The organism is Nocardia coffeae, from assembly GCF_019890715.1.
Taxonomy (GTDB): Bacteria; Actinomycetota; Actinomycetes; order Mycobacteriales; family Mycobacteriaceae; genus Nocardia; species Nocardia jiangxiensis.
On record NZ_JAINZY010000009.1, the window covers coordinates 324,509 to 341,939 of the forward strand.

Annotated in this window: 16 protein-coding genes; 7 read left to right on the top strand and 9 right to left on the bottom strand. The window is 67.0% G+C overall.

Translation table 11 applies throughout. The features are described 5' to 3' along the window. Nucleotides 1-9: 9 nt before the first annotated feature. On the top strand, nt 10-981 hold the full coding sequence (locus tag K7711_RS29915) for a serine hydrolase (RefSeq protein WP_222972845.1): 972 nt from the start codon (nt 10-12) through the stop codon (nt 979-981). A 15-nt stretch (nt 982-996) separates the two neighbouring features. On the opposite strand, the gene K7711_RS29920 is transcribed toward K7711_RS29915, so the two are convergent. The 3 genes from K7711_RS29920 to K7711_RS29930 are packed head-to-tail and all read right to left on the bottom strand — an operon-like array spanning nt 997 to nt 3,900. After that, nucleotides 997-1,842, bottom strand: coding sequence for a PaaX family transcriptional regulator (locus tag K7711_RS29920; protein WP_222972847.1), 846 nt, complete (start codon nt 1,840-1,842; stop codon nt 997-999). Then, entirely contained in the window at nt 1,823-3,046 is a 1,224-nt protein-coding gene (locus K7711_RS29925) for a kynureninase (RefSeq protein WP_222972849.1), read from the bottom strand. The genes K7711_RS29920 and K7711_RS29925 overlap by 20 nt, the downstream gene beginning before the upstream one ends. Then, nucleotides 3,043-3,900, bottom strand: coding sequence for a tryptophan 2,3-dioxygenase (locus K7711_RS29930; protein ID WP_222972851.1), 858 nt, complete (start codon nt 3,898-3,900; stop codon nt 3,043-3,045). Before K7711_RS29930 ends, K7711_RS29925 begins: the two co-directional genes overlap by 4 nt. Before the next feature lie 81 nt (nt 3,901-3,981). Here K7711_RS29930 and K7711_RS29935 point away from each other — a divergent pair, with 81 nt between their 5' ends. From K7711_RS29935 to K7711_RS29945, 3 genes are all read left to right on the top strand, one after another. Next, nucleotides 3,982-5,082, top strand: a complete 1,101-nt coding sequence (locus K7711_RS29935) for an alpha/beta hydrolase family protein (protein WP_222972857.1) — start codon at nt 3,982-3,984, stop codon at nt 5,080-5,082. A gap of 66 nt (nt 5,083-5,148) precedes the next feature. Next, nucleotides 5,149-6,042 carry an LLM class F420-dependent oxidoreductase gene (locus K7711_RS29940; RefSeq protein ID WP_222972858.1) on the top strand — a complete coding sequence of 298 codons (894 nt, stop codon included), beginning with the start codon at nt 5,149-5,151 and terminating at the stop codon, nt 6,040-6,042. Nucleotides 6,043-6,203: 161 nt separating this feature from the next. Continuing rightward, on the top strand, nt 6,204-7,220 hold the full coding sequence (locus tag K7711_RS29945) for an AurF N-oxygenase family protein (RefSeq protein WP_222972860.1): 1,017 nt from the start codon (nt 6,204-6,206) through the stop codon (nt 7,218-7,220). A gap of 32 nt (nt 7,221-7,252) precedes the next feature. On the opposite strand, the gene K7711_RS29950 is transcribed toward K7711_RS29945, so the two are convergent. Together K7711_RS29950 and K7711_RS29955 are read right to left on the bottom strand one after the other, a co-directional pair. Then, nucleotides 7,253-7,984 (bottom strand): TetR/AcrR family transcriptional regulator, encoded by a 732-nt coding sequence (locus tag K7711_RS29950; protein WP_308015015.1) that lies wholly within the window; start codon nt 7,982-7,984, stop codon nt 7,253-7,255. Between the two features lie 50 nt (nt 7,985-8,034). Beyond that, nucleotides 8,035-9,405, bottom strand: a complete 1,371-nt coding sequence (locus K7711_RS29955; protein WP_222972862.1) for an ABC1 kinase family protein — start codon at nt 9,403-9,405, stop codon at nt 8,035-8,037. A 134-nt stretch (nt 9,406-9,539) separates the two neighbouring features. Between K7711_RS29955 and K7711_RS29960 the strand changes: the two genes are divergently transcribed. The 3 genes from K7711_RS29960 (at nt 9,540) to K7711_RS29970 (ending at nt 12,616) form a co-directional block, all read left to right on the top strand. Beyond that, nucleotides 9,540-10,169 carry a TetR/AcrR family transcriptional regulator gene (locus K7711_RS29960; protein WP_222972864.1) on the top strand — a complete coding sequence of 210 codons (630 nt, stop codon included), beginning with the start codon at nt 9,540-9,542 and terminating at the stop codon, nt 10,167-10,169. Between the two features lie 297 nt (nt 10,170-10,466). Next, nucleotides 10,467-11,747, top strand: a complete 1,281-nt coding sequence (locus tag K7711_RS29965) for a PucR family transcriptional regulator (RefSeq protein WP_308015016.1) — start codon at nt 10,467-10,469, stop codon at nt 11,745-11,747. A 317-nt stretch (nt 11,748-12,064) separates the two neighbouring features. Then, nucleotides 12,065-12,616, top strand: coding sequence for a P-loop NTPase family protein (locus K7711_RS29970; RefSeq protein WP_222972866.1), 552 nt, complete (start codon nt 12,065-12,067; stop codon nt 12,614-12,616). 162 nt (nt 12,617-12,778) lie between these two features. Here the strand turns inward: K7711_RS29970 and K7711_RS29975 are convergent, their stop codons facing one another. Genes K7711_RS29975 through K7711_RS29990 form a run of 4 tightly spaced genes read right to left on the bottom strand, consistent with a single transcriptional unit; the run spans nt 12,779 to nt 17,037 of the window. Next, nucleotides 12,779-14,125, bottom strand: a complete 1,347-nt coding sequence (locus tag K7711_RS29975) for an LLM class flavin-dependent oxidoreductase (protein ID WP_222972868.1) — start codon at nt 14,123-14,125, stop codon at nt 12,779-12,781. A gap of 20 nt (nt 14,126-14,145) precedes the next feature. Further along, a complete protein-coding gene (locus tag K7711_RS29980) occupies nt 14,146-15,135 on the bottom strand; it encodes an ABC transporter permease (RefSeq protein ID WP_222972870.1) in 990 nt (329 codons plus the stop codon). Continuing rightward, nucleotides 15,128-15,988, bottom strand: coding sequence for an ABC transporter ATP-binding protein (locus K7711_RS29985; RefSeq protein ID WP_222972872.1), 861 nt, complete (start codon nt 15,986-15,988; stop codon nt 15,128-15,130). Before K7711_RS29985 ends, K7711_RS29980 begins: the two co-directional genes overlap by 8 nt. After that, nucleotides 15,985-17,037 carry an ABC transporter substrate-binding protein gene (locus K7711_RS29990; protein ID WP_235747976.1) on the bottom strand — a complete coding sequence of 351 codons (1,053 nt, stop codon included), beginning with the start codon at nt 17,035-17,037 and terminating at the stop codon, nt 15,985-15,987. Before K7711_RS29990 ends, K7711_RS29985 begins: the two co-directional genes overlap by 4 nt. Between the last annotated feature and the right edge of the window lie 394 nt (nt 17,038-17,431).

Sequence of the window (17,431 nt, forward strand, 5' to 3'; positions counted from 1 at the left end):
GAATGAAGTATGGACTCGATATTGCCGCGCTCGGCGCGACGTGGATGGCTGTGGGTCGTCGTCGGCGCTGTGGCCGTCGTGGCGATCATCGTGGGCGTGATCGCGACGCCGCTGGCTCGGGCCGCGGCGCATAATTCCGTTGCCGCACAGCACAGTAGCGCACCCACCGCATCGGCGGTCGCGGTACCTGTGCCGAGCCTGCCGATTCCGCAGTTGCCGAGTGGTTCGGCGGGCACCGCGCCGCAGGTGTCACCGGAGGCGTTGGCTCAGAAGATGCAGGCTGCGATTCAGTCCGCCTCCCCCGGCACGCAGGTCGGCATCGATGTGGTGGACACCACCTCCGGCGCGACGGTCGCCGATCTGGACAGTGGTCAGCAGTTCTACACCGCATCGGTGGTCAAACTGCTGATCGCCCTGGACGAACTGAATTCCCGAGGCTGGCAGACCGATCCGGCCACCACCGCGCAGCTCGAGCAGATGCTCTCGGCCAGCGACGACGATATCGCCGATACGCTGTGGGACGCCGACGGCGGCGATGCGATCGTCACCCGGATGGCCGATCTGATGGGCCTGACCGGCACCAGCGCGCCGAGCGATGCCAGCCAGTGGGGTGAAACACTCACCACCGCACAGGATGTCGTGACCGTGTACCGGTATCTGCTGAGCACGGTCCCGCAACCGGCCCGCGATGTCATCATGACCGGGCTGCAGGGCGCCGAGCAGACCGCCGCCGACGGCACCGACCAGTACTTCGGCATCCCCGACGGACTCACCGGCGCGGATTGGGCCATCAAACAGGGCTGGATGTCCCTGGACGACTCCACCACTCTGGACACCACCGGCCTGGTCGGTGCGGGAGCCGGGCAGCCGCTGCGTTACGTGGTCGTGGTGCTGAGCCGCCAGCCCGCGGGCGTCAGCTGGACCACCGGGGGTAATGCGCTCACCGCGGGAGTGCGCGTCCTACAGGGAACCGTCGACTGACTCTCCGCGGATCCGTTACTGCCGCAACGTGCGAACCCATTCGCGGCTGGTCGTCAGACACCGATCACGAGCGGCGGCGAACAGCCCGACGCTCCGCACGCCCGGCCAGTCGGCGGGCAGCATGGACGGCGGCAGACCCGGATCGACATACGGGATGATGCGCCATTCGTCCAGCAGCGGAACGAATTCCACGAATGCCTCGCGCGGGGTGAGTTGCCGGGCGTCGGCGGATTTCGCATGGTGCGCGAGGAATTCGCGATGGCGCGCCGCGATGCCGTCCAGATCCCACCACCGGGCCGCGGCCTCGGCCATCGAGTCCGGAACCACCGCCGAGGTGGCCAGGAAGGTCGTCACACAGTCCGACAGGCCCAGTGCGGCAACGATATCGGTGACCTCGGCGGCGAGGTACTCCGGTGCGATCCACAGCCCCGGGGAGACGGTTCCGCAACCGATCCAGCCGAGTCGGCGACGCAGCTGATGCCTTGTCGCACGCAGGGTTTCGGGGATGGTGAAGGAGATCAACCGCCACGGATCGGCGTCGGTCATCTGCCGGAATCCGAAGATGCGGCGATCACCGCGCGCGTACATCGCCTCGGCCTGGGCGGTCAGGCGGTATCCGGCGCGACCGTCGCGGACCGCGGGCGCCAGTACGCCCCGGCGTTTGAGCCGGGTCACCGCGATCCTGGTCGCATCGGCGGCAATGCCCAACTCCCGCATCAGCTCCACGAGTTCGGCGATGGCCGCCCACCCGCCCAGTTCACCTCGATACGCTCCCAGGACGGTGCGGATGAGTGAGGTCGCGCTGCCTGGACGGGAGTCGAAATCGTCCAGGATCGCGTGCTCAGGCGATGAGTTCGTCACGGATCGCCAGTATGCCCGCGGCCACCTCACCGAAGCTCGTACTCAACGGGCTCAATCCGATTCGCAGCCCGCGCGGCGGCCGGAAGTCGGGAATCACGCCGCGACTCCACAGTTTCCCGGTGATCTCGGCGAACCTCGGATGATCGATGATGACGTGACCACCGCGCCGAGCCGGATCCTGCGGCGATCCGATCTCCGCGCCGAGCGGAGCCAGCAGCTCGCGCACGAGATCCAGGGAATATTCGGTCAGCGCAATGGATTTCGCGCGCACGGCGGCCATGCCGACCCTACCTATCAGGGCCAGGGTGTCCTGGATCGCCAGCATGCCCAGAATCGGGGGCGTACCGCTGATCATCTGCCGAATCCCTTGCGCCGGTCGATATCCCTGCGCCATCTCGAACGGCTGCTCGCGGCCCATCCAGCCCCACACCGGTTGCCGGAACCGGTCCTGATGTTCGGCGCGGACGTAGGCGAACGCGGGTGATCCCGGACCGCCGTTGAGATATTTGTAGGTACATCCGACCGCGAGATCCACTGCCCAGGAATCGAGTTCGAGCGGTACCGAGCCGACCGAGTGGCACAGGTCCAGCAACAGCAGCGCGCCCGCGTCGTGCGTCACCCGCGCCGCGCCCGCGGCATCCAGCAGATATCCGGAGCGATACGCGACGTGTCCGAGAACGACCAGCGCCGTGCGTTCGGAGACGACCGCGGACAGCTCCTCGACGCCGACCCCGCCGCGCGGATCCGATTCGATCCAGCGCAGGGTCAGATCGTGGTCCTGCGCAATGGATTCCAGGATGTAGCGGTCGGTGGGGAAATTGTCCCGGTCCACGACGATCTCGGTTCGGCCGGGCCGCAGCGCGATCGCACCGCGGGCCAGCTTGTACAGCAGCACGGTCGTGGAATCGCCGATGGTGGCCTGGCCCGGAGCCGCACCCAGGACGGTATCGGCGAGCATGTCCCCGATGGTGATCGGCAGGTCGAACCATTGTTCGTCCCAGCCGCGGATCAGCCGCCCGCCCCACGCGTCGGTGACGAACGAGCCGATCCGCTCGGCACTGGCCCGCAGCGGGCGGCCCAGCGAATTGCCGTCCAGATAGGCGATCACCGCCGGATCATCCGAGCCGACGAACAGAGCGCGGCAGGCGCGCAACGGATCTCGCGCATCCAGTTCGGCGGCGCGGGCGAGCAGTGCAGTGGTCATCGACTTCCGATCTCTGTGCGGACCGCGAACAGTTCGGGAAAGAAGCTCAGCTCCAGCGCTTTACGCAAGAATCCCACACCGCTCGATCCGCCGGTGCCGGGTTTGGTCCCGATGGTGCGCAGGACGGTGCGCATATGCCGGAAGCGCCACAGCTGGAAGTTCTCCTCGAGGTCGACGAACTCCTCGAATGCCTCGTACGCCGCCCAGTGTTCGCGATGATGTTCGTAGACGAAGCCGATCAGCGGGATCAGCTCCGGATTCATCGTGTAGGGCGCGCTCACCACCCGGGTCAGCGCGGACTCGGGCACGGCGTAGCCGAGGCGGGACAGACAGTGCCAGAACGCGTCGTACAGACTCGGTTCACCGAGCAGGCCGCTCAGCAGCGCACGAGCCGCCGGATCGTCGTCGAAGATCTCCAGCATGTCCGCGTTCTTCGCGCCGAGTACGAATTCGACCGCGCGATACTGGTAGGACTGGAATCCCGAGGAATTGCCCAGGAAGCCGCGGAACTGGGCGTATTCGGTGGGCGTGAGCGTCGCCAGGACCGACCACTGTTCGGTCAGCGTCCTCTGGATGTGTTTGACCCGCGCCACGCCCTTGAGCGCCGCGCCCAGATCGTCCTCGTCCAGGGCCGCACGCGCGGCGAGGATTTCGTGCAGGACAAGTTTGAGCCACAGCTCGCTGGTCTGATGCTGGATGATGAACAGCATTTCGTCGTGATGTTCGGGGCGGCTCACCGGTTTCTGGGCGCTGAGCAGCGTGTCCAGGTCCAGATATTCGCCGTAGCTCAGGCGCGAGCGGAAATCCCGGACGACGCCCGGTTCGATGGCCCTGCTGCCGGAATGTGCGCCCATGCTGACCTCACCGATATTCGACTACCCTCACATATTACATAATTCTGACGACCGCCGCGTCCATGTCATCGGGAGCCGCTCGTGCACACACCCACAGCCCATGTCGACATCGTCTTCGCCCCGGATACCGTGGCGGATCGCCGTACCGTCGCCGACCTGATCGATCGCGCACTGCACGCCCGAGGGCTGACCGGTGACGTCGTATTCGCAGCGGACGCAGCGCAATTCACCGCCGCGACCGAATCCGCGGCGCAACGCGGCGAGTTCATCGCGATTCCCGGCGACGGCGCCGAATTCACCGCGCCGGCCACCGGAGCGATCCGGGTGGATCTCGGACGCGCGCCCGCCGACCGGTCCGCCGGCATCCGGGCGCACATCCGCGAGCGCGGCCTCGACGGCCTGCGCTTCGCCGTGGACAGCTGGTATCACCACCGCCTGCATCCGGCCACCGTCGTGCCCTACGGCGACCAGCACGAGCAGCACGCCGACCTGCGCACCCCCGACGGGAGCGGCCCATTTCCCACTGTCGCGCTGTTCCACGGCGGCTATTGGCGGTCCCGCTGGGCCGCGGATCTCATGGACGCCCTCGCGATCGATCTGACCGCCCGGGGATATCTCAGCTGGAACGTGGAATACCGCCGCCCCGATGAATATGGTTGGGTGGCAACGACTCACGACATCGCCGCCGCCGTGCGGGCGCTCGGCGAGATCGAGGCGGCCGATCCGGCGCGCATCGTGCTGGCCGGACATTCGGCCGGGGCGCAGCTGGCCCTGCGGGCCGCGGCCGACGCGGTCGCCGAGCACGCGACCGTTCACCCGATCCTCGCGATCAGCCTGGCCGGTGTACTGGATCTGCGCCTGGCCGACGCGCGCGGCCTCAGCGAGAACGCGACCGCCGGCGCGCTGGGCGGCCACCGGTCCGCACAACCGGAGATCTATCGACGCTCGTCTCCCATCGACCGGCTACCGCTGGGCCTGCCGCACCTGGTCGTCAGCGCCGTGCACGACGATCCGAACCTCCTGGAGATGAGCCGCGAATACCATTCCACGGCAACGACATTCGATGATCCTGTGACGTACATCGAGGGACCGGGCAACCACTTCGCCGTCATCGACCCGACGGACGAACTCTGGTCCCGCACGGCCGCCGAGATCGCGCGAGCGACAAATCATGACAGATAAACTGTACAGTTCACACTGTCTAATCTAGACTGGCGAACACATCCAGCCGACGGAAGGACCACCACCATGCGCTTCGCCGTCCACTACATCGATTTCCTGCCGGGCGACCCCGCCGCCCTGGGCCCCACCCTGTCCCGCACCGCCGTCGCCGCCGAGCAGGCCGGCGCCGAGATATTCACCCTGGCCGACCACTTCTTCCAGATGGAGGCCGTGGGCAAGGCCGAGGATCCGTTCCTCGAGGGATACACCAGTATGGGTTTCCTGGCCGGGCGGACCGAGAAGATCACCCTGTCCATGCTGGTCACCGGCGTCACCTACCGTTATCCGGGCCTGTTGGCCAAGATCGCCACCACCCTGGACGTGCTGTCCGGCGGCCGATCCATGCTGGGCCTGGGCGCGGCCTGGTACGAGCGCGAACACACCGCCCTGGGCGTGCCGTACCCGCCGCTGCGGGACCGGTTCGAGATGCTCGAGGAGACCCTGCAGATCTGTCTGCAGATGTGGAGCGAGAACGACGGCCCGTACCAGGGCAAGCACTACCAGTTGGCGGAGACCATCTGCCGACCGCAGCCGATCCGCAGCACCGAAGGCGGCACGATCAGGCAGCGCCCGCCGATCCTGCTCGGCGGCAGCGGTGAGAAGAAGACGCTGCGCATGGTCGCCCAGTACGCCGATGTCTGGCATACCAACGCACCGCTGCCCGAACTGCCGCACAAGATCGAGGTACTGCACCGGCACTGCGCGACATTCGACCGCAACCCTGCCGAAATCCGTATGCACACCGGACATTTCACCGATCCGTTCACCGACACCGACGCCTACCTGAAGAACGCGGAGGCATGCGCCGCCCTGGGATTCGACCTGCTCAACGTCGGCCCGCTGCCCGGCAACCCGGACCCCGCGGGCTGGGTCGAACGATTCGGCGAGCAGATCGCCCCCCGCCTCGCCGAAATCGGCTGATCAGACCCCGGCGAACGCCCCCGATACCCGGCGACCTCCCGACATTCGACCACAACGGGATTGTATGAGACCCCGAGTCCCATATATCCTGGAGGGACGAGCCGGCGTATCGCACCCGCAGGAACCGGGGTGGATCGCCGGCACTGGCTCAGGAGGCACCGATGACGTTGTCCGATACCCGGCGCGCCGATCCGTTCGGCGCGCACTACCGCGACATGCTGGCGACACTGTCCGACGGATCGGTGCACCGGAATTTCGACCCCTATCTCGACATCGATTGGGACAGTCCGGAACTGGCGATCGACCCGGACGACCCGCGCTGGGTGCTCGATCCCGAGATCGATCCGCTCGGCGCGACCGACTGGTATCGGGCGCTGCCGCTGGACCGGCAGATCGAGATCGGCCGATGGCGCGTGGCCAACGTGGTCAAGGTCGGCCTGGCCTTCGAGACGGTGCTGATCCGCGGCCTGATGCAGTACGTGCTCAAACTGCCCAACGGGGCGCCGGAATTCCGGTACTGCATGCACGAGATGACCGAGGAGTGCAACCACATCCAGATGTTCCAGGAGCTGGTCAACCGGATCGGCGTCGACGTCCCCGGTATGCGGCCGGCCTTCCGGGCGCTGTCGCCGTTCATCGGCGTCGCGGGCGGATATGCGCACGTCATCCTGGTCATCGGCATCCTGGGCGGCGAGGAGCCCATCGACCATTACCAGAAGGCGATGATCCGGGCCGGAGACCGCCTGCCGCCCGCGGTGCTGCGCACGATGCAGATCCACATCGCCGAGGAGGCCCGGCACATCTCCTTCGCGCACGAATTCCTCAACGCCCACATCGCCAAGCTGGGGCCGTCCGGAAAAGCGGTGTGCGCCTTGGCATTCCCGCTGGCCATGCGCTGGCTCGCGGGTGAGATCATGACCCCGCCGCAATCCTTCGCGACCCGATTCGGCATCCCCCGCGAGGTCTTCCGCGAGGCATTCTGGCGAGCGCCGCACTCCCGCCGGATCCTGTCCAGCTACTTCGACGACGTCCGCAAACTGGCCGACGACCTGGGCCTGCGTCCTCCGCTGGCGCGTAAGGTCTGGAAACTACTGCACATCGACGGCGACTCGTCCCGCTATCGCAGCGAGCCCCCTCGCCGGCTCAACCCGCCGACCGCCAGCCCCGCCGCATCCTGACACCGCCACCCGGCCGGACCACGGTGCGGGGATCAGGACTGCGCTTCGGCGGTGGCCAGCGCCTCGATCAGTTGCAGCAGCGGCAGATTCGGGTCCAGGACGACGTCGTGCGTGCGGGCCACGCCGTCCAGAACGTTCCAGGCGTAGCTCGCCACCTCGGCGATCAGCCGCTGCCGGGACAGCGGCTGGTTCGGATCACGGGACCAGCGGGTGACCGTGGCCTCGGTCATCGAGACGATGGCGAAGGTCATGGTGTCCACCACCGGCGGGTCGGCGACGCCGACCACACCGCCCAGACCGGTCACCAGGCGCGCGGCACGCCGGGTGATGTTGCTCAGCAGACCGCTCAGGGCGTCGCTGCCCTCCTCGTCGCCCTCGGCAGGGCCGGTGCGCAGGAATTCGTGCAGACGCGGATGGTCGCAGATCCAGTCGACGACCACGCCCACCGCGCGGGTCAGGATCTCGGCGATCGAGCCCTCACCGATGTCCAGGGCCGCGTCCAGGGCGTCGGTGAAACGATCACCGATCGCCGAACGCACCCGGCGATCGAGTTCCTCGCGGCCCGAGAACTGGCGGTACAGCACCGATTTGGCCAGACCCGCGCGAGCGGCGATCTGCCGGGCAGAGATGTCCGCACCGGCGGGAGTCTCCTCCACCAGCTCGATGGCCGCCTGAACGATCAGCGCCCGGCGTTGGTCGTTGTGCGGCTGCCAGCGCGTCTGTCGACCGCCCGCCACCTCCGGGGACGCAGCTGCTGTGGACACCCCAGCAGTCTAGGCCCAGGCCACCCGCGCCCGTGCCGGTCGCGCGGAGATCAGCGCGAGTCCTGCCAGCGCGCGATCGCACGGCCGATCTCGGTCACGGGCGGTTCGCGGTACATCCACTCCCGCGCCAGCCGGTGCCAGTTGTTCGTACAGTGCAGCTGCCCCAGCGCGGCCAGGGTGAACAGATCCACCCGGCGCGAGAACACGTGTTCGGGAGGCAGCCGCTGACTGCGCATGCCGCGGAACTCCGCCGAGCGCGGATCGACCGCCAGAACCACCGCGCCGGTGGCGAATTCGGGATCGAGGGTGATCTGCTCGTCGAGCAGATGCCAGCCGGTCGCGGCCCAGACATAATCCAGGCATTCCCGCACGGTCACATCCGAATCCGGATCGATGATCCCCCGGCTCGCCCACCCGTCGTACAGATCCTGGCCGCGATGTTCGGCCGCGGCCTGCAGTGCCGCGCGCTCGAGCTCGACGTGTGCGGGGTCCATGCTGTGGTAGAGCCCGAAATCCACGAAGGCCAGGCGCCCGTCGGCGCCGAGCAGGATATTGCCCGGATGCGGGTCGCCGCAGAATTCGTAATCGGTGAACACCGGATCGATGTAGAAGCGATAGATCAGCTCGCCGAGCCGGTCGCGCTCGGCGTCGGGCAGGTCCCGGAGCCGGTCGAAGGACCGGCCGTCCACGAATTCGGTGACCAGAACGCTTGGCCCGCAATACTCTTCGATGCTGTCCGGCACGGTGATGTACGGGTGGCCGCGATAGCGCTGCGCCACGCGATGCTGATTGCGGGCCTCGCGGGGATAGTCGAGTTCACTGCCGATGTTGCGGGCGATCTCGTCCAGTACGTCACCGTCGGCCGCGCTCGGCAGAATGGACTTCCAGAGCCTGCTGAACATCGCCAGATTGCGCATGTCCGCCTCGACGGCCTCGTCCACGCCCGGATATTTGACCTTGACCGCGACCTCCCGGCCATCACGCAACCTGGCTCGGTAGACCTGTCCGATCGAGGCCGCGGCGACGGCGGTCTCGTCGAAATCGGCGAACACTCGCGACAACGGACCCAGATCGTCCTCGATGACCGTCCGCATCCGGTCGAACGGCACCTCCGGCGCGTGGTCGCGCAGCTCGGCGAGCTTGCCGCGGAACATCTCCCGATGTTCGGCGGGCAGCAGATCGACGTCCAGCACCGAGAGCATCTGCCCCAATTTCATTGCCGCACCGCGCAACCCGCCGAGTACCGTGACCAGCTGCTGCGCCGCCTGCAGGGTGGAGCGTTCGGCCAGGACCTGCCGGGCCTGCTCGGTGCGGCCCAGCATCGACAACCGCGTGCCCACCCCGCGGATGGTCTGTTCCGCGGCCAGCCTGCCCAGTTTGCCGCCGCGCGCCAGACGGCCTTTCGGCACCCGAGCACCCATTGTCCGAACCTCCCTCACCCGCGCCGCGACGCGCGGGTGCGCCACACTCTTCGCAATTTTCCCGATCTCGGCAACCCGAGCCGGTCTAAGCTGAGCGCTGCTCATCTTTTCCCATCGCAGGCAGGAGGGTAGCGATGCCGCCGAAATCTGTTGGCCAGCGTCGCCGTCCGACCCAGGAACGCGCCAGGGCGACCAGGGAACTCATCCTGGACACCGCCGCCCGGCTGTTCGGCGAGCGCGGTATCGCCGACACCTCCACCAACCGGATCGCCGCCGAGGCCGGGATCAGCATCGGCACCGTCTACCGCTATTTCTCCGATCGCGCGGTCATCGTCGAGGAGTTGTTGCGCCGTCTGCTGGAGAGCGTCGAACAGCGGCTCACGCAGCATGCGCTGGGACTGTCCGATCGGTCCATCCTGGAACAGGTGACCCGCATCCTCGAGGTCATCACCGACGAGTTGGTGGACAACGCCCGGCTGGTGCGGGCCCTGGTGGCCGGAGTCCAGTTCTACAACAGCGGAATTCCCGAGTTCGAGCCGCGACTGCGGTTGCTGGTGAAGGTTATGGTCATCCAGATCCTCGGTCCCGGTGACGATCACCGTTACGACATGACCAGCTTCGTGCTGATGAACACCTGTTTCGCCGCCGTGCTGCGGGCCTCGGCGCTCGAGGTGGACAGCACCGAGCGGCACGAGGCCATCACCATGACCGCCCAGATGATCGCGGCCTGGTGCGAGGCCCAGCTCGCCGCACAGGCCGCGTGACACGCCGCCGATCGTTCCCGCGCGCCACTGGACACCCGGCAGAGGCCAAAGGTGAGCACTCTGCCATCTATCGGGGTCACCGCCACTCCGCAAGACCGTCCATCCACTGCCATATGCGCTGGTAGGCGACGTAATTAGCACCCGCTGAGAATTACCCGAAGAGGAGTAGAAGGTGAGCTACCGCTCGGATTACCGTCTTCGATAGGGCAGACGCTCGGTAACAGCAAAGCAGCCGACCGACCGGATGCCCGCCCCGCGTGCAATCGGCGCGGGGACGACGGTGACAGGAGGTCACACGTGACGATCGACAGCCTCGCCCGCCTCGAACCGCATGCTCTGAAACAGCCGATGTCCCCGTCGGTGCGCGAAGTAGACACACTCACCCGCATCGTGCTGGCCCGGCTCGCCGAATCCGCCGAAATCTCCGAGCAGTCCGAGCAGTTCATCGCCGCGGATATCAAGAACGTCGTGCGGGCCTGCGCCGAGTTGATGATCCAGGGCATGAACGGCGGTCCGCTCCCCTGCCCCGCCGAACGACTGGAGAACGCCGCGGCCGGATGCGCCCGCGCCGACATACCCATCGATGCGGTGTTGTCCGCGATTCGCACGGGGTCCACCGTGGTACTGGACCAGATGTTCGCGCGCACCAGTCCCGCGAACTGTGGCGGCGTGCATACCGCCACCATGACGATCCTCGAACTGTCGAAAGTGTTCACCGCCGCGGTCGGCATGGCGTACGTGCGCGAGCGTCGCGCCGAGGCCGCCGAACAGCAAACCGCAGCGCACAGCCTGACCTCCGCGCTGCTCGCCGGAACCAGTACCGCGACGGCCGGGGCACGCGAATTGCCGGTCGCCGACCGGTATTTCGTCCTGGCTCTGGGCTTGGCGGCCCATCCCGACGAGTCCCGCCCGCATCTGGACCGCCAGGTCGTCGCCCGGCGCAAGCTGCGTCGGGTACAGGCCGAGCTGGCGACCGTCCTCACGGGCGAGGCGCTGTCCCTGCTGTCCGTCGACGGCGGCACCGTTCTCGTACCGTCCACGGCCGCAACCGATTCCGAGCTCGAGGGCTTGGTCGGCGAGCTGTCCCGCGCGGCCCAGACACCGATCACCGTCACGGTCGTCACCGCCTGCCCGCACGAGGTCCCCGCCGCCGCCCATCTGGCCCACGAACTACTGGACACCGTGCAACATCTGGGCCTGGGCCCCGGCCTGTACCGATTCACCGAACTGGCCCTGCAATACCAGCTGACCCGCCCCGGAATCGCCCGCGACGCACTCGAAACCCAGCTCACCCCCCTGGACGAACACCCCGATCTCCTGGAAACCCTGCGGATCTACATCGCCGCCAACCTCAGCCGCGTCCGCACCGCCCGCCTACTGGACGTCCACCCCAACACCGTCGACTACCGCCTCCGCCGCATCGCGGGCCTGACCGGTTTCGACCCATCCCAGACCACCGGCCTGTGGTACCTACACTCGGCCCTGGTCGCCCGCATGGGCAGACACCCCACCCCCGCAACACCCCTGAGCCTGCCCGCCGCACACGACACGAACCGCCTCGACAGCGACTGCGCCTGACCCGAACCACCTGTCCGCCAAGCTTTCCCCGGTCGGCACCTTCGCGATCCCGACCGGCCTCGGTAGGAAATCCGAGGCCGTCCAGGTTGATTCCCGGTCGATGAAGTGCCGCTGCAAAGTCGTGCCCGGCGATTACCCAGTGCGGTTGCGCATCTCGCCGCGATACCCTCTGTACGAGGTGACGAGCCACGACAGTCCAGCCGATTCGGCACGCACCGAAGGGGACACATGCACAGATCCGATGCCGCGAGCAGCCGCGATCCACGGCGGCCCGCTTCGGCGTTCCGCAAACGTGCCCGGTTCGGCCGGGCAAACCGATGGTGACCCGACGACGGATCGTGGTGGCCGGGACGTCCGGATCGGGTAAAACCACACTGGCCCGACGGATCTCCCGGCAACTGGACATACCGCACATCGAACTCGACGCCATCCACCATCAACCGGGATGGATTCCGATGCCCGAGAACGAATTCCGCGCCGCGGTCGCCGAGCAGATCACCGGCCGGGCATGGGTGGCCGACGGCAACTACAACGGCAAACTCGGAGATCTGCTGTGGCGCAGCGCCGATACCGTGATCTGGTTCGATCTGCCGCGAACCCTGGTTCTGCGGCAGACCGTCCTGCGGACGCTCGGCCGGGTACTCACCCGGCGCACGCTGTGGAACGGCAACCGGGAGAGTTGGCGAGATCTCATCTCGCTCGATCCGCAACGGTCGATCATCGTCTGGTCCTGGAAATCACATCCCACCAACCGAATACGTTGCGAGGCCGCGCAGGACGACCCGGCTTACCGGCACATCGAATTCGTCCGCATCCGATCGCATCGCGACGCCGACGCATTTCTCGCCGACCTCCGCCGCTCGATGTGAACCGCCGCATCGCCCGCAGTCGGGATCCACGTTTCCGGTTCGTCGGAACCTGACACCGACGAACCGCTGAGCGATCGATCGGCAGTGCGTGCCGTCGATTGGCACGGGCACCGCGCACGGTGCCGCGCGCGAATGGTCCCGCCCGCAGGAGCGAGGCCGGTATCAGGCACCGGCGGCGGTCGGGATCGGGGTGAAGCGGCTTTCGACGGGCGGCAATCCGTAGTGGCCGCGCAGTGTGGTGGCGGTGTATTCGGTTCGGAACAGGCCGCGCTGCTGGAGGATCGGGACTACGCGGTCGACGAAATCGGTGAGGCCGCCGGGCAGGTATGGGGGCATGATGTTGAACCCGTCGGCCGCACCGCCCTCGAACCAGGATTGCAGTTCGTCGGCGATCTGCTCCGGGGTTCCGGCGAAGGTGCGATGTCCGCGGCCGCCGCCGAGTTTGCCGATCAACTGCCGGACGGTGAGATCCTCGCGTTCGGCGAGTTCCTTCACGAGGGTGAATCTGCTCTTGCCGCCCTGGATGTCGCTCTCGGCGGGCAGCGGGGGCAGCGGTGCGTCGAGTGCGTGTTCGGTCAGGTCGACACCGAGCATGCTCGACAGCTGCCGCAGGGCGTAATCGGGCGAGATCAGATCGGTGAACTCCTGTTCCAGCGCCCGCGCCTGCTCGGCGGTGTCGGCGATGAACGGCACCAGACCGGGCAGCACCTTCAGCTCCTCCGGCGACCGGCCGTACCGGGGCAGCCGGGACTTCAGATCCTGGTAGAAGCGGCGGCCCTCCTCCAGGGTGCGCTGTGCGGTGAACACCGCCTCGGCGTGCCGGGCGGCGAATTCCTTTCCGCTCTCGGACGATCCGGCCTGCACCAGCAACGGACGCCCCTGCGGACTGCGCGGCGAATTCAGCGGGCCGCGCACCCGGAATCGCTCACCGCTGTAATCGATCCGGTGCACCTTGTCCGGATCGGCGAAGACGCCGGAGGTGGTTCGAAGCTCTAGCGCATCGGATTCCCAACTGTCCCAGAGATTCAGCGCGACATCGAGGAACTCCTCCGCGCGCTCGTAGCGCCGGGCATGTTCGGGAATGGCGTCGTATCCGAAGTTGTACGCCTCCTCGGCATTTCCGGAGGTGACGATATTCCACCCCGCCCGGCCGTGGCTGATGTGATCGAGCGAGGTGAATTTGCGTGCCAGATTGAACGGTTCGTTGTAACTGGTCGACGCGGTCGCGATCAGCCCGACGTGCTCGGTCGCCGTGGCGATCGCCGACAGCAGGGTGATCGGCTCGAACACCGCCGGCGCGTTGCGCTCGATGCGCGGGCCCACGGCCAGGTTGTCGGCGAAGAACACCGAGTCCAGCCGCCCGCGTTCGGCGATGCGGCCCAGCTCCCGGAAGTGCTCGACGTCCAGCAGCCGATGTTCCTCGGTGCGCGGATGCCGCCAGGCGGCCTCGTGGTGGCCGACGCCCATCAGAAAGGCGTTGATGTGAAAGGTCTTGCCGGAGTGCGACATCGATGTGAATCCTTCGGTGTTTACTGACCGGAACCGGGGCGCCAGCGCGAGAGTCGGCGTTCGACCGCCAGGAGTACGCCGTTGAACACCAGCCCCACCAGAGAGATGGCGATGATGCCGGAATACATGTCGGGGATCTGGAAGTTCTGCTGGGCCGCGGTGATCAGATAGCCGAGTCCGGCTCGGGCGCCGATCATTTCGGCGGCGATCAGCACCAGGATCGAGCTGGAGGCGGCCATGCGCAGACCGGTGAAGATCGCGGGCAGCGCCGCGGGCAGGATCACCTTCTGGAACAGCCGCACCGAGGAGAACCCCAGCGACGTAGCGGATTTCACCAGCAGCGGGTCGACCGTGCGGACACCGGTGATCGTATTGAGCAGGATCGGGAAGAACGCCGCGTACAGCACCAGTGCGACCTTGGAGGTCTCGCCGATGCCGAGGATCAGCACGAACACCGGCAGCAGCGCCAGGGCGGCGGTGTTGCGGAACAGTTCCAGGATCGGTCCGAGGAACTCGGCCACCGGCCGGTACCAGGCGATGGCCACGCCCACGGGCACCGCGGCGACCACGGCAAGCGCGAAACCGACGAGTGACCGACCGAGGCTGGCGGAGACGTGCTCCCACATCTGCCCGTTCCGGACCAGCTCCGCGAACGACTGCGCGACCGTGGAGAACGGCGGCAGGAACACCGGGTCGACCAGCCCTATCCGCGGCGCGATCTCCCACAACGCCAGGAACAGCGCGATCGCGACCAGTGGTTTGCCGAACCGCCACGCGATCCGGCCGATCGCACGCGCCAGCCGCACAGCGGTATACCCGCCTGGTGCGGCGGCATCGGCTCGTGCCGCAGCGGGATCCACGCCGCCGGATCGCAGCGCATCCGGATGCTGTTGTCCGACAACGGAATCCGTAGTCGGTGCTGTGCCGAGCCGGGCGATTTCGTCCGGCGTGGATGCGGCGAGCTGCTGTATATCGAGCGCCTGGTCGGCGCTGGACAGTGCACTAGACATGTGCGGACCTCCGGTCGGTTCCCTGCGGGGACGCCGCGGCGTCGGCGAGCTGTTCGGCCCGCGTGACCTCGGTGTGCAGCAGCGTCCAGATGTGGTGGCGGATTTCCCGGAACCGCTCGGAGGAGCGGATGTCCGTCTCGGTGTCGCGGCCCGGATCGTCCGAACGATCGAGATCGACCTCGACGACGGCCTTGACCCGAGCCGGGCGCGAGGTCAGCACCGCGACGCGCTGGCCCAGGTACACCGCCTCGTCGATGCCGTGGGTGATGAACAGAATGGTCTTGCCGGTGCTACGCCAGATCCGTAGCAGTTCGTCCTGCAACGTCTCCCGCGTCTGGGCGTCGAGTGCGGCGAACGGCTCGTCCATCAGCAGCACTTCCGGGTCGAACGCCAGGCTGCGAGCGATGGCCACGCGCTGCTTCATACCGCCGGACAACTCGTGCGGATAGCGATCTCCGAACCCCTCGAGCCCCACCAGTTGCAGGTAGTGCTCCGCGATCGAGCGACGCTCCCGACGGCGAATCCCCTTGGCCTCGAGGCCGAATTCGATATTGCCCCGCGCGGTGCGCCACGGCAGCAGCGCGTACTGCTGGAAGACGATGCCACGATCCAGACCGGGCCCGGTGATCGGCCGCCCGTCCAGCAGCAACTGCCCGGCGCTGGGCTTGCTCAGACCACCCACCAGATCCAGCAGCGTCGATTTACCCGAACCGCTGGGACCGACCAGCACGAGGAATTCACCGTCGTTCAGTTCCAGCCCGATATCGTCGAGCGCGGTGAAATTCTCCCGCGTGCCACGAACCCGGAACTCCTTGCGCACTCCGCTCAGCACGAGTTTCGCCGATGTGCTCATTTGGCCACCTTCTCGCCGCCGGGTCCGCTGATCGGCGGATATGTACCGTTGGCATAGGGATTGAACTTGTTGGTGTAGATGTCCTTCGCGGTGACCTTGCCCGCCGTCAACTGGTGATTGCGCACCAGCCAGTCGATCCAGATCTGCAGTTCCTTGTCCGCGATCACCGCTCCGGGAACGGGAATGCCGGAACTCTTGTAGTACTTCAGCAGGCCGCTGTTCTCGTTGCGGCCGCGCTTGTGGATGATGTCGGCGAAACGTGCCACCACCTGATCTCGCGGCGTCACCTGCAGCCAGCGGATCGCGCGGGCGGTGCCCTGCACGAAATCCCCGACCGCGTCCGCATGCCGCTGAATGAAGTCGTTGCGGAACACGTATGTGCCGTAATCGAATTGACCGAACAGATTCTTGTCGGTGTAGAGCGTGTGAATTCCGCCGCGAGCGACGGCGGTTTCCAGGAATACCCCCTGCAGGGCGGCCACGTCGATCTGCCCCGTGCGCAATGCCTCCTCGGTGCTGGCCGGCGGCAGCACCACGAGTTGGACCCGGGCGATCTCCGGGTCGCTCAGTCCCTGCTCGTGCAACCACTCGCGGGTGATGAATTCGTGGTGCGCGCCGAGAGTGTTGACGCCGACCTTCTTGCCGATCAGGTCCCGCGCGGTCGCGATCCCGGAGTCGTCGCGCACGAAATAACCGGTGTAGGACTGCTCGTCGGCCCCGTAGGAGCTGAGCACCGAGGTGACCGGCGCCCCACCGGCGATCAGTTTGACCACGGCGCCGTTGAACGCGCTGCCGAATTCGAGCTGTTGCGTGGCCGCGGCCTGGATATTCGCCGGACCGCTGGTGGTGTCTCCCTGCCATTGCAGCCGGGTCTCGGCGAAGTACCCCAGATCCGCGGCCAGCTCGAAGGGCGTGACGGTGCCGGTGGAACCCTGATACCGCAGGACGGTCTTACCGTCCGCGGTGGTGCTCACCCCGTGGGTGCCGCACGCGCTCAGCGCGGCGACGGCGAGTGGGACGGCCAGAGTGCAGGCGAGGGCGCGCACCATGCGCGATCGCCGTAATCGGAACAGCATGAGGTGGAACTTTCACTGAATACGCCTGTGATACAGCGTGTTACGGATCTACTGAACCAGCGGTACGCCACGGGACATACCGATGCGGTGGGTGCGGCGCCGGACCGGCGCCGACGATCAGCCGCGACAGCCGGCCGAGGCCAGGCGCATCAGATCGACGGTGCGGCGCCGGGTCAGCGGAACGATCAGGATCATCCCAGCTCCTTTGCAACCGTAGGGAACACGTCGTATCGACGAACTATGGCCGCATGCCCGGCCTGCGACAAGGGTTGTGCGCAGCGCGAGCCCATACCTGTTCCGGTCGCCCGGTGGTGTGGGCGCGCCGCGCGTGCATACGGATTAAGGTCTGTGGTGAGAACTGGATTGT

Bases quoted from the DNA above. Each gene is read 5' to 3' on its own strand.
- K7711_RS29975 (WP_222972868.1), bottom strand. From the start codon at position 14,125: ATGTCGCACTCCGGCAAGACCTTTCACATCAACGCCTTTCTGATGGGC.
- K7711_RS29940 (WP_222972858.1), top strand. From the start codon at position 5,149: ATGCGCTTCGCCGTCCACTACATCGATTTCCTGCCGGGCGACCCCGCC.
- K7711_RS29990 (WP_235747976.1), bottom strand. From the start codon at position 17,037: ATGGTGCGCGCCCTCGCCTGCACTCTGGCCGTCCCACTCGCCGTCGCC.
- K7711_RS29955 (WP_222972862.1), bottom strand. From the start codon at position 9,405: ATGGGTGCTCGGGTGCCGAAAGGCCGTCTGGCGCGCGGCGGCAAACTG.
- K7711_RS29930 (WP_222972851.1), bottom strand. From the start codon at position 3,900: ATGGGCGCACATTCCGGCAGCAGGGCCATCGAACCGGGCGTCGTCCGG.
- K7711_RS29945 (WP_222972860.1), top strand. From the start codon at position 6,204: ATGACGTTGTCCGATACCCGGCGCGCCGATCCGTTCGGCGCGCACTAC.
- K7711_RS29925 (WP_222972849.1), bottom strand. From the start codon at position 3,046: ATGACCACTGCACTGCTCGCCCGCGCCGCCGAACTGGATGCGCGAGAT.
- K7711_RS29970 (WP_222972866.1), top strand. From the start codon at position 12,065: ATGGTGACCCGACGACGGATCGTGGTGGCCGGGACGTCCGGATCGGGT.
- K7711_RS29985 (WP_222972872.1), bottom strand. From the start codon at position 15,988: ATGAGCACATCGGCGAAACTCGTGCTGAGCGGAGTGCGCAAGGAGTTC.
- K7711_RS29915 (WP_222972845.1), top strand. From the start codon at position 10: ATGGACTCGATATTGCCGCGCTCGGCGCGACGTGGATGGCTGTGGGTC.
- K7711_RS29960 (WP_222972864.1), top strand. From the start codon at position 9,540: ATGCCGCCGAAATCTGTTGGCCAGCGTCGCCGTCCGACCCAGGAACGC.
- K7711_RS29980 (WP_222972870.1), bottom strand. From the start codon at position 15,135: ATGTCTAGTGCACTGTCCAGCGCCGACCAGGCGCTCGATATACAGCAG.